Here is an 11,832-nt window from a genome sequence, read left to right as displayed (position 1 = left end):
GGCGACAGTTAGCGCCATAGTTGGGGAATCATGGTGAGAATACAAAAAGGGTAACGATCAAAGTCTCAAACTCTGACCGTTACCCCTTAATGTTTTAATACTCTTGAATTGTCAAATTAAGTGCAACACTACATTAAAGAATATTTCATAAGGCGTTTTCCATCCGAGACATTTACGGGGACGATTATTCATTTGTTCTGCATATGCTTGTATCCGGCGGTCAGTAATTGAATCAAGGTCAGTTCCTTTTGGCAAATATTCGCGAAGCAAGCCGTTAGTATTTTCGTTAGTTCCTCGTTGCCAAGGAGAGTGAGGATCGGGAAAGTAGAAGGGCGTACCAAACTTATCAGTTAAACATTGAACTTTGGCAAACTCTTTACCCCTATCCGGGGTAATCGTTAACGATCTACCAGGCCATAGCTTCATTAAGTCGCTCAAAGTATCCGTGACTGCTTCTGAAGTTCTTTTAGCAGCTTTACCAATAAGCAGGTAACGAGATTTTCGATCAACCAATGTAACGACACAAGCCTTTCCGCTTTTGCCTAACACGGTATCACCTTCCCAGTGACCAATTTCTACACGGTTGTCAGCTTCTCGCGGACGATCATGAATCTTGTTGGGGATTGGAATCTTGCCTCGCTTTTCTTGATAAGCTTTATTGTGGCGAGACTTGCCGTGATGCCTTAGATGGCGCACGGCACTAGAGCTGCCAGATTTAAACAAATTATCAAATAAGCCATTGAAAATCCCACGGTAAATAGTCGTGGTACTGATCTGCACCGGATACTTTTCGACTGCCAAGCGATTCGATATTTCCTCCGGAGACCAAAGGTCTTCGCAGAAGTGTTCTCTCACCACTTCAAACACCTGAGGATTACTCAAAAGAGAGACTCTGCCACAGTTGCCTTTGCGCTGTTTGTACTTCTCCTGAGCCTTCGAAGGTGAATAGGATTTACCAGTAGAATTACGGCTTAATTCTCGAGAAATGGTTGAGTAACTTTTCTTGATATGGCTGGCAATCTCACGAAGTGAGTTTCCATGATTCCTCATTAAAAAGATAGTTTCCCGTTCATCTATGGTAATATGCTTGTAGTGATCCATGGCTAAATTCCTTTCATGATTGTTTTCGCAAACATCATTTTACAGAAATTTGGCCATGGGCCATTCTTTATTTAATTAGTGTTGCACTTAAAGTGTAAATTCAAGCTTATTTATCTGAATCCTTGCTATCAGGCTTTGCTTTGGTTGAAGCTTTTACTTCAGCCGCACTGTCGCTCTTGATAACAATGTTGCCCTTTGAATCTACGTCAGCTGTTAATGTAGCAGCATTTTCGTGATCCAAGTAGAAGTCGGCAACCTTGTCTTCAATCTGCTCTTGGATAACTCTTCGAAGTGGACGAGCTCCCATAGCTGGATTGTAGCCCAAGTCAACCAATTTGGCCGTGGCCTTGTCAGTCACGTTGATCTTCAATCCTTGTTGCTTAAGCATACCGTTGACATCGTCAATCATCAAGGAAACAATCTTCATCAGGTTGTCCTTTGATAATGAGTGGAACTCAACAATGTCATCGAAACGGTTCAACAATTCGGGCTTGAAGTAGTCGGTCAACTTATCAATAATTGAATGCGTCTTCCCACTGGCTGCAGCACCGAAACCAACGTTGGCTTCCGCATTACCCTGGCCGGCGTTACTGGTCATGATAATGATGGTATCCTTAAATGAAACTGTTCGTCCCTGACTATCAGTCAAACGACCATCGTCAAGAATCTGCAGGAACATATGAAGAACATCAGGGTGAGCCTTTTCAACTTCATCGAGTAAAATCAAGGAGTATGGGTGACGACGAACCTGTTCAGTCAACTGACCGGCTTCTTCGTACCCAACGTAGCCAGGAGGTGAACCGATCAACTTAGCCACTGAATGCGGCTCCATGTACTCAGACATGTCAAACCGGATCATCGAATCCTTTGAACCAAACAGTTCATAGGCCAGCTGCTTAGCCATTTCAGTTTTACCAACACCGGTAGGTCCGACAAACAGGAATGAACCAATTGGTCGGCCGGTACCGTTGAAGCCAACTCGATTACGACGAATTGCCCGAGCAACTTTTTCAACTGCTTCATTTTGTCCGATAACGTGTTTTTCAAGGTTAGGGGCCAAATTACGAAGTTGTTGTTGTTCCTTGGTTTGAAGTTTACCAACCGGAATTTCAGTCTTCTCTTCGACAATCTTTTCCATGTCTTGAGCGGTGACCTTTGGCGTTGCTGCCGAGTCGACACTGCCGTTCTTCTTGGCATTTTCAAGCTTGGTAACTTGATCACGGTAGTAAGCGGCTTTTTCGTAGTCTTCACTCTTCAAAGCAGCTTGCTTTTGCTTTTCGGCACTTTGAATTTTTTCATCGACCGTGTGTGGATCAACGGCATTGATGGTCAAATTCTTTCGTGATCCGGCCTCATCAAGTAAATCGATGGCTTTATCAGGTAAGAATCGATCCTGAATGTAGCGGTCTGACAGCTTAACGGCTGCTTCAATCGCGTCATCGGTGTACTTAACGTGGTGGTAATCTTCATAACGCTTTTGGATACCCTTCAAAATCTTAATGGATTCCTCAGGACTTGGTTCATCAACCGTTACCGGCTGCAAACGACGAGCCAAAGCAGAATCCTTTTCGATATCACGGTATTCCTTTAAAGTAGTGGCACCGATCAACTGGAACTCGCCTCGAGCCAATGCTGGCTTCAAAACGTTTCCGGCATCCATACCGCCTTCAGCGTTACCGGCACCAACAATTTCATGAATTTCATCAATGAACAGGATGATGTCGGGATTATCTTGAACTTCTTTAATTAACTGCTGCATTCTTTGTTCAAATTGACCACGGATTCCGGTTCCTTGAACCAAAGAAACCACGTCAAGACGAATAATTTGCTTATTCTGAAGCTTTGAAGGAACGTTGCCGGAAACAATTTCTTGAGCAAGTCCTTCAACGACGGCAGTTTTACCAACACCGGCTTCCCCAATAAGGACGGGGTTATTCTTTGTCCGGCGGTTCAGGATTTCAATTACCCGTTGAATTTCATTGTCACGGCCGATAACCGGGTCAACTTTGCCGTCTTTGGCAAGCTGGGTCAAATTAATTCCGTATTGACCAAGCAGGGAATTTCCGCCCGCTCCGCCGGTTCTTGGTCGGTTGGGGCCGCCATTGTTGGGTCCCATTGGTTGGGTTGGTGGCACTTGTTGACCATTGGTTGGATCAACGTTTCCGCCTTGCATTGCACGGAAAATGTCATCTAATCCACCAAAACCAAATGGATCTTGAGCCATATTTTGAGCACCTCCTGTATTACGTTGTTGATTGGATAGGAGTTGATAGCAATTTTGGCAAAGGTTAATAGTTTGCTTTTGCCCATTCACATTAGTGTACAAATGAATCGTTGCTGGGTTCTTATGGCAATTTTGACATAGCATTAATTGCTTTCCTCCTTTAATATAGAAATAAAAGGACAAGGAGGATCTGTTAATCACTGACCAACTTTGACCTTTGAAATTATTATACAACATGATTATATGTAATCAAGTAATTGAACTTCACTTAAATTGAAAGGAGATGAGACGTTGTGGCAGAAGAGAATCAAGACTACAATCAGTTGTTAGAAAAGTTGGAATCAGGTGAGATTGAAAAAATCGAAGTCAAGCCGGAATCATTCATGGCCTTTCAGACCGCATACATGAACTTTGACCATCGAAAGCGGGTGGTTGGGTCCGCGACCGAAGGCGGTGTGATTACCTATGTTTATGAGAGAGACGACAAGCAAAAAAGTTCTTAAAAACCCTGTAAGCGGTTAAGTTTAAACTTGTATTTTCCCTTATATATTGCTATTCTTAATTAAGTAAAGAACAAATTTAAATTTTGAGCATCATCTTCAAAATTTATAATCTTATCAGAGGAGATTGATTAATAATGGAAAAACGTCAATTTAATATCATCGCAGAAACAGGAATTCATGCTCGTCCAGCTACTTTGTTGGTTCAAACTGCCAGCAAGTTCAACTCAGATATCACCCTTGAATACCAAGAAAAGTCAGTTAACTTGAAGTCAATTATGGGTGTGATGTCACTCGGAGTTGGTCAAAGTGCAGCTGTTACGATTACTGCTGACGGCGATGACGAAAAAGAAGCCATTGATGCAATTAGCGAAACGATGAAAGCAGAAGGACTGACTGAATAATTTCATGAAAGAGTTTAAGGGGATTGCCGCAAGTGATGGAATTGCCATTGCATCTGCATTTCGGTTAACTGAACCTGATTTAAGCTTTAAAAAGCGGAGCATTACTGATGCCTCTGATGAAATTAAGCGGCTTTATGCTGCGATTGATGTCTCAAAAGACGAGCTTTTAACAATTCAACAACGAACACTTGAAGACCTCGGCAGCAGTGAAGCTGAGGTCTTTAAAGCTCATGGTGCAATTTTGTCTGATCCTGAATTACTCAATCGGATCAAGTCAACGATTGAAAAAGAGAAGGTGAATGCCGAATATGCTTTAACCAAAGTCACGGACGGCTACATCAAAATCTTTAATTCAATGACGGATAACGAATATATTCGCCAACGTTCAAGCGATATTCGTGATGTTACCAAGCGGGTTTTAAGTCACCTGCTGCGAGTACCGCTGGTTGATCCGGCCTTGATTCACCACAAGGTCATTATCATTGCCCACGACTTAACTCCCAGCGATACAGCTCAATTCGTGCCGAGTTATGTGTTGGGAATCGTGTCCGATATGGGTGGACGAACTTCTCATTCGGCCATAATGTCGCGTTCATTGGAGATTCCTGCAGTCGTGGGGTTCAAGGGCCGGCTGGCAGATATCAAGAACGGCGATACGGTCATTGTTGACGGATCAACTGGGAACGTCATCGTTAATCCGACTGAAGCCCAAACAGACGAATATACTCAAAAGCAGGCTGACTATCGTCAACGCAAGAGCAAGTTGGCTGATTTCAAACATCAAATGACCAGTTCTTCTGACGGTAAGCATCCAATCATTGCTGCTAATATTGGCACTTTGGACGACTTGGACGGCGCTATTGAAAATGGTGCCGAGGGAATCGGCTTGTTTCGAACTGAATTTTTATATATGGACTCTAATCACCTGCCTACTGAAGATGAGCAGTTCAATGTTTACAAGACGGTGCTTCAAAAGATGGGCAAAAAGCCGGTGATCATTCGGACTGCTGATATCGGTGGTGACAAGGATTTACCGTATTTGGATGTTCCAAAGGAGGCCAATCCATTTTTGGGCTACCGGGCAATTCGGATGAGCCTGGATAAGCCGGATATTTTCCGCACCCAGGTCCGCGCACTGCTGCGGGCTTCTTCGTTTGGAAATCTGTCAGTGATGTTTCCAATGATTACGACCATTAATGAACTGAAAAAAGCTAAGAATATTTTCAATCAGGAACGGATCAAATTGATTCGGGAAAAGGTTCGGGTAAAACCGGTTAAGATTGGGATTATGGTTGAAGTTCCGGCCGCGGCCATTCTGGCTGACCAATTTGCCACTGAGGTTGATTTCATGAGTATTGGGACGAATGATTTAATCCAATACATCATGGCCGCCGATCGTGGCAACCGGATGGTTTCATATCTTTACCAGCCTTATAATCCGGCCGTTTTACGAATGATCAAGCATATTATCGATGCTTGTCATGATAATAATCTTCCTGCCTATATGTGCGGTGAGATGGCTGGCGATCAGACCGCTATTCCTATTTTGGTTGGAATGGGGCTCAACGAATTTTCAATGAGCGCTTCTTCAATTCTCAAGTCCCGGGCGTTAATCAAACGGCTCGATTCAAGAGAGATGGTCACCCTTGCCAACAAGGCGGTTACCATGGCCAGCACCAGTGAAGAAGTCACTGCCTTTGTTCACCAGGCCACTAATAACGTCCAATAGATTTATAAATAACTTAAAGAACAAGCTGTTAATGGCGTTAAACCGTCCGTTTTCGGCTTGTTCTTTTTATTCGGGTGGTTTGCAATAGCAGAACTAAACCAATATAATTACAATGATTGTGAGACTATGCGTCACACCGGGTAACGGCCTGACGGCACATTTCACGAGCATAATTAATCGATTTTTATTAGAAAGGGGTGTCAGCCGTGAATGTTGGGATTTTTACGGATACATATTTTCCGCAGGTGAGCGGTGTTGCGACCTCGATTAAGACTCTCAAAAATGAATTGGAGAGACAGGGTAACCAGGTCTATATTTTCACCACAACAGATCCGCACGTCGATAAGGACACCTACGAGCAGAATATTTTCCGTTTCTCAAGTATCCCCTTTATCTCATTTACGGATCGGCGGATTGCGGTCCGCGGATTATTTCAAGCTTACGAAATTGCCAAAGAACTCAACTTGGATATTGTTCATACGCAAACCGAGTTTTCGATGGGAATGATCGGCAAATTTGTCGCCAAAAACCTGAATATTCCTTGTGTGCATACTTATCACACAATGTATGAAGATTATTTGCACTATGTGGCTAATGGCAAGTTGCTCAAACCCGTCCACGTTAAAGAAGGGACGTTGGCTTTTTGCTACCACCTGTCAGGTGTGATTGCCCCCAGTGATCGTGTATTGGACAAATTGACAGATTATGGCGTTAAAAGCGAGATTCGGATTATTCCAACCGGAATCGACGTTGATATGTACGCTGAAGAAATCAAGACCGACATTCGCAAAGAGTATCATATTTCTCCGGATACGCCTCTGATGCTTTCGATTAGCCGTTTGGCATACGAAAAAAACATCTCAGAGGTGATTGACTATCTGCCAAAAATTTTGACGGAGGTTCCAAACGCCATCTTAATGATTGTGGGTGACGGTCCTGCCAAGGATGATTTGATGAGTCAGGTGCATGCGCTGCAGCTGGATGATCATGTTATCCTTACCGGTGAAGTTGCCAACGATCACGTCAATGCTTTCTATCGGGCATGCGACGTCTTTGTTTCCACCTCTAAATCAGAATCTCAAGGACTGACCTACATTGAAGCAATGGCTGCCGGACTTCCAGTAGTCGTTTCGGCCAGTGATTATACCAATGGGTTGTTGAGCTCCGAAACTTTGGGGCAGACATTTGAGCACGACGATGAATTTGTTGGGATTGTGACTCATTATTTAAAGCACGAGGTTAATACCCAGACACCCAAAGCCAAACAAATCTTGAAAAAGAAACTGACTGCGATTTCTGCAGAAACCTTTGGCAAACGGGTGATTAACTTTTATCATTCAGTAGCGGTGGCCCAAGAATTACAAGATAATGCCACTACTAATATCGACTAAATATTTTGTGAGGAGTTTGTATGTTAAGGATTAATATGTTTTCAACCGCGGATAAGGTCAAGGGTCAAGGCGTCGGCAGTGCCTATGTGGAACTGGTGAGAATGCTCAAGGACCACTTTCCTAATGATTTTAAAATCACCATTAATAGCTATGCACCTGCGGATATTACTCATTACCATACAATTAATCCCAGTTTCTACCTCTCGACATTTTCGAGGCGAAGAGGGCGAAAAATCGGCTATGTCCATTTCCTGCCGGAAACCTTGGAAGGCAGCATTAAAATCCCCCAGCCGTTTAAGGCGATTTTTTATAAGTATGTAATTGCCTTTTATAAGCGGATGGACCACATTGTCGTGGTTAACCCATCGTTTATTCCCAAGCTGGAACGCTACGGAATTAACAAGGAACGGATTACTTATATTCCTAATTTCGTCAGCAAAGCCGAATTCTATGATGTTGATGACCAACAAAAACAAGCCCTAAGAGTCAAGCATGGATACGATCCAAAACGATTCACCATTTTAGGCAGCGGCCAAATTCAAACTCGTAAAGGGGTGTTGGATTTCGTGAAGCTGGCCAAGCAAAACCCGACGATCCAATTTATTTGGACGGGTGGTTTTTCGTTTGGCAAAATTACCGAGGGTTATGCTGATTTGGAAAAAATCGTCAAGGATCCCCCAAGTAATTTATCGTTTCCAGGAATTATTGACCGCGCCAAGATGGTTCAATATTATAATATGGCGGATTTATTTCTCCTTCCGTCCTATAATGAATTGTTTCCGATGTCGGTTCTTGAAGCGTTTTCAACTAATACCCCGGTGATGCTTCGAGATCTTGACTTATACAAGTCGATCATCAGCGGTTATTATCTTCCTGCTGCTGATGAAAAACAGATGAATGAACAGCTGCACCAACTGTTATTGAATCCTAACAAATTGGCGGCTTTACAGCATGAAACGACGATTGCCAGTGAACGCTATTCTGAAGATCATCTCGCCAAAGTTTGGTATGATTTTTATAATCAACAATCTAAGGAAGGTTAATAATGTCACGAAATAATAAAATTACCCTCTTTACGATGGTGATAATTGGGATTGCAATTATTGCATACTCTTTGAGGGACGTTAAATTGAGTGTGCTGATCCATGACCTGTTCACCCTGAATCCTTGGTGGATTTTAGTCGCCTTTCTTTGCATCTGTGCCTATTTATTAATTGAGGGCGTAATTACAAAAGTCTTGGTGTCCAATCGCGTTGAACACTTCACGTTTAAGGATGCTCTGCGGGTTCCGCTGGTTGAACAGCTATTTAATGGGATTACCCCGTTTTCATCTGGGGGCCAACCCGGACAGTTGTTTGTCATGCTGCAGACTGGGATTGATGGCGGTCGGGCAAGCTCCGCTCTGTTGATGAAGTTTGTGGTGTATCAAGGAATGATTGTGATCAACTTTTTTATCAGCTTGGTCATTGGATTCCATTTTGTTGCAACCAAATTGCACTTTTTGGCGCTGTTTGTTTTATTTGGCTTTTTAATTCATTTATTTGTCATCGTTGGCTTACTGTTGATAATGTATTGGCCGTCGTTTACCAAGAAACTTTCAAAATTACTTTTTCATCCTGTCAAATGGTTCATCAAGGACGAGAAATTTTATTCAATGCGTGAAACGATGTATTCCAAAATTGATAATTTGTTTGAGGAAAGCGTCAGAATTGGGCGTCAACCCAAGCTATTATTAAAAATCGTTGTTCTCACATTTTTTCAACTTCTTTTTTATTACCTCATCCCATATTTCATTATGCTATCGCTCGGCTATACGGGTATCAACGTGATTATGGTTACCAGTTTACACATCATGATTGTGATGATTATTTCGTTGTTCCCAATTCCTGGTGGTTCTGGTGGTGCCGAATTCAGTTTTGAATCACTTTTCCATAGCTTTATTTCGAGTAACAGCAAATTGGTATTGGCAATGATTATTTGGAGAATTTTAACGTATTACTTTGGAATGGCTGCTGGGGCCTGTGCTTTATTAGTCAAACCAGATAAAGTTGATGATCCCGATAACCGCATTAAATAGCGGGCAGGGAAACATTTGGAGGAACAGGAATGTTAACGGATAAGAAATATCGTTTTTCAAATCTTTTAAACACCAGAATTGGCTTCTTTTTGCTGGTTGTCATTTTGTTTTGTATCAAGACGTATATTGCGTATCAAACTAAATTTACGCTGGGCGTTAAAGGCGGCATGCAGGAATTCTTGCTGGCAGTCAACCCCATCCCGGCGGCACTATTGACATTGGGCATTGCCCTTTATTTTAGTGGCCGGCTGTCTTATTGGTTGATGATGATCATCGATACTTTGGAGAGTATCTGGATTTTTGCCAATATTCTGTACTACCGTGAGTTTTCCGACTTTCTTTCGTTAGGTGTCATCAAAGGATCCGGCAATGTTCAAAATAACTTGGGGAAGAGCCTGGTTGAAATTCTTCACTTCAGTGACTTTTTTGTTTTTCTAGATGTGATTATTTTGATTGCCTTGTTGGCTTTTCATGTGATTCGAATTGACGCCGCTCCATTTAAGAAGCGTTATGCATTTTTGATTACGGTCGTTTCTTTTCTCTTGATGGGTGGCGAATACGGTCTGGCAAGCACTGATCGGTCTGGTTTGTTGACCAGAACCTTCGACAATAATTATATTGTTAAATACTTAGGGTTAAACGAGTATGCCGCTTTTAATGCATACCAAACCCAAAAAGAATCCGCTACCCGATCAAAAGCCAAGGCCAGCGATATGGATAGTATTTTGAAATACTTAGATCATAGTCGGGCCAAGGCCAATCCGGCTTATTTTGGCAAGGCCAAGGGCGAGAACGTCTTCATTATTCATCTTGAAAGTTTCCAGCAGTTCTTAATTAATTATAAAGTCGACGGCAGGGAAGTGACGCCCCACCTGAATGCCTTTTTCCACAATAAAAATACCATTGGTTTTGATAACTTCTTTCACCAGGTTGCTCAAGGGAAGACTTCTGATGCCGAAATGATGTTGGAAAATTCTCTGTACGGGTTACCTCAAGGATCTGCCATGGTGACATATGGTGCCCAGAACACGTATCAGGCGGCGCCCGCTATCTTGGATCAACGAGGCTACACAACAGCTGCATTCCATGGGGATGTTCCCAGCTTTTGGAATCGGGACAGTACGTACAAGTCCTGGGGATATGATTATTTCTTCAGCTCTCAATATTACAAGACGAAGCCGTCTTACAGTGTCGGGTATGGTCTCAAGGATAAGATTTTCTTTAGAGATGCTGCCAATTATATTCAACAGCTGCCTCAGCCGTTTTATGCCAAACTCATTACTTTGACCAATCATTATCCATATTTGCTGGATAAACAAAATACTGATTTTCCTGCCACTAAGACCGGGGATAAAACGGTTGACCCATACGTTCAAACTGCCCATTATCTGGACCAGGCCTTCGCGGAATTTATGAATTATCTTAAGCGAACCGGTTTGATGAAGAACAGTATGATTGTCGTATACGGTGATCATTACGGTATTTCCAATAATCACCGCCCGGCCATCGCCCAGCTGCTCCATAAGAAATCGATTAACAATTATGATTTGGCACAGTTCCAGAAGGTTCCGTTCATGATTCATGCACCTGGCCTTAAGGGTGGGGTCAATCACACATATGGTGGTGAGATTGATGTCTTGCCAACTATTTTGCATCTGTTAGGCGACAAGAATAATAATACGATTCAGTTTGGAACCGATCTGTTATCCAAGCAGCATGATCAGCGGGTTGCATTCCGGGATGGCGATTTTGTCACACCGAAATATACCAAGGTTGGCAGCGACGTTTATTTGACTAAGACGGGCAAACTGATTACGCCAAATGCCGCTCAAAAACGGCAGTTGGCTAGCATCCAAAACCATGTGACAACGGAATTATCATTATCCGATCGGGTCATCTGGGGAGATTTACTCAGGTTCTACACACCTAAGGGATTCAAAAAAGTTAATCGCAAAGATTTCACTTACCAATATACCAAGGCTCTTGATAATTTAAAGCAGGCCCAAAAGAAAGAACCAACCAGCATTGAAGCAAAGAACAATGGTAAATCGACTATGAATTTGTACAAGACCGATGCACCTGAATTGAAATAGGTTTGCGAATTAAAAGTGGAACAGAGATGTTCCACTTTTAATTTGGATTAAAACAAGTCATCGTTTGTGATAAACAGTCCCGATCGTTAAAGTTCAATTGATTTGAAATTGGGGCTTGACGAATTGATCAAACTTCGATATATTTATAGATGCTGTTTTTGTTCGTGACCAACCAATATCAATTCAATCAATTGAGAAAGTTGTTGACATGAAACAACCAGCGTGGTATATTTAAATAGTTGTCGCGAGAGATGATTCATCTCACCCGCAACCAAGTAGACCTTTGAAAACTGAACAAAATTTTCGACAAACA

9 protein-coding genes are annotated in these 11,832 nt (G+C 42.5%); 7 read left to right on the top strand and 2 right to left on the bottom strand.

What is annotated here, in order from left to right; genetic code table 11:
- Positions 1 to 111: 111 nt before the first annotated feature.
- The gene (locus tag KE627_RS02225) at positions 112 to 1,101 is read right to left on the bottom strand and encodes an IS30 family transposase (protein WP_004561985.1); all 990 of its coding nucleotides are present in this window, start codon (positions 1,099 to 1,101) and stop codon (positions 112 to 114) included.
- 106 nt (positions 1,102 to 1,207) lie between these two features.
- Positions 1,208 to 3,469 (bottom strand): ATP-dependent Clp protease ATP-binding subunit, encoded by a 2,262-nt coding sequence (locus tag KE627_RS02220; RefSeq protein ID WP_056939269.1) that lies wholly within the window; start codon positions 3,467 to 3,469, stop codon positions 1,208 to 1,210.
- A 149-nt stretch (positions 3,470 to 3,618) separates the two neighbouring features.
- Between KE627_RS02220 and KE627_RS02215 the strand changes: the two genes are divergently transcribed.
- The 7 genes from KE627_RS02215 to KE627_RS02185 all read left to right on the top strand — a co-directional run bounded on the left by KE627_RS02215 (position 3,619) and on the right by KE627_RS02185 (position 11,519).
- Complete coding sequence (locus KE627_RS02215) at positions 3,619 to 3,828, top strand: hypothetical protein (protein WP_013728410.1); 210 nt, start codon at positions 3,619 to 3,621, stop codon at positions 3,826 to 3,828.
- A gap of 134 nt (positions 3,829 to 3,962) precedes the next feature.
- Positions 3,963 to 4,229 (top strand): phosphocarrier protein HPr, encoded by a 267-nt coding sequence (locus KE627_RS02210; RefSeq protein ID WP_013728409.1) that lies wholly within the window; start codon positions 3,963 to 3,965, stop codon positions 4,227 to 4,229.
- Positions 4,230 to 4,233: 4 nt separating this feature from the next.
- Positions 4,234 to 5,958 carry a phosphoenolpyruvate--protein phosphotransferase gene (gene ptsP / locus KE627_RS02205; protein ID WP_013728408.1) on the top strand — a complete coding sequence of 575 codons (1,725 nt, stop codon included), beginning with the start codon at positions 4,234 to 4,236 and terminating at the stop codon, positions 5,956 to 5,958.
- A 206-nt stretch (positions 5,959 to 6,164) separates the two neighbouring features.
- Complete coding sequence (locus tag KE627_RS02200; RefSeq protein WP_056939270.1) at positions 6,165 to 7,349, top strand: glycosyltransferase family 4 protein; 1,185 nt, start codon at positions 6,165 to 6,167, stop codon at positions 7,347 to 7,349.
- Positions 7,350 to 7,369: 20 nt separating this feature from the next.
- A complete protein-coding gene (locus KE627_RS02195; protein ID WP_013728406.1) occupies positions 7,370 to 8,392 on the top strand; it encodes a glycosyltransferase family 4 protein in 1,023 nt (340 codons plus the stop codon).
- 2 nt (positions 8,393 to 8,394) lie between these two features.
- A complete protein-coding gene (locus tag KE627_RS02190; protein ID WP_013728405.1) occupies positions 8,395 to 9,426 on the top strand; it encodes a lysylphosphatidylglycerol synthase transmembrane domain-containing protein in 1,032 nt (343 codons plus the stop codon).
- 29 nt (positions 9,427 to 9,455) lie between these two features.
- Positions 9,456 to 11,519: an LTA synthase family protein gene (locus KE627_RS02185; RefSeq protein WP_013728404.1), complete on the top strand. Its 2,064-nt coding sequence runs from the start codon at positions 9,456 to 9,458 to the stop codon at positions 11,517 to 11,519.
- Positions 11,520 to 11,832 lie beyond the last annotated feature (313 nt).

Source organism: Lentilactobacillus buchneri (assembly GCF_018314255.1).
GTDB lineage: Bacteria > Bacillota > Bacilli > Lactobacillales > Lactobacillaceae > Lentilactobacillus > Lentilactobacillus buchneri.
This window is presented reverse-complemented; position numbering and strand designations above follow the sequence as displayed.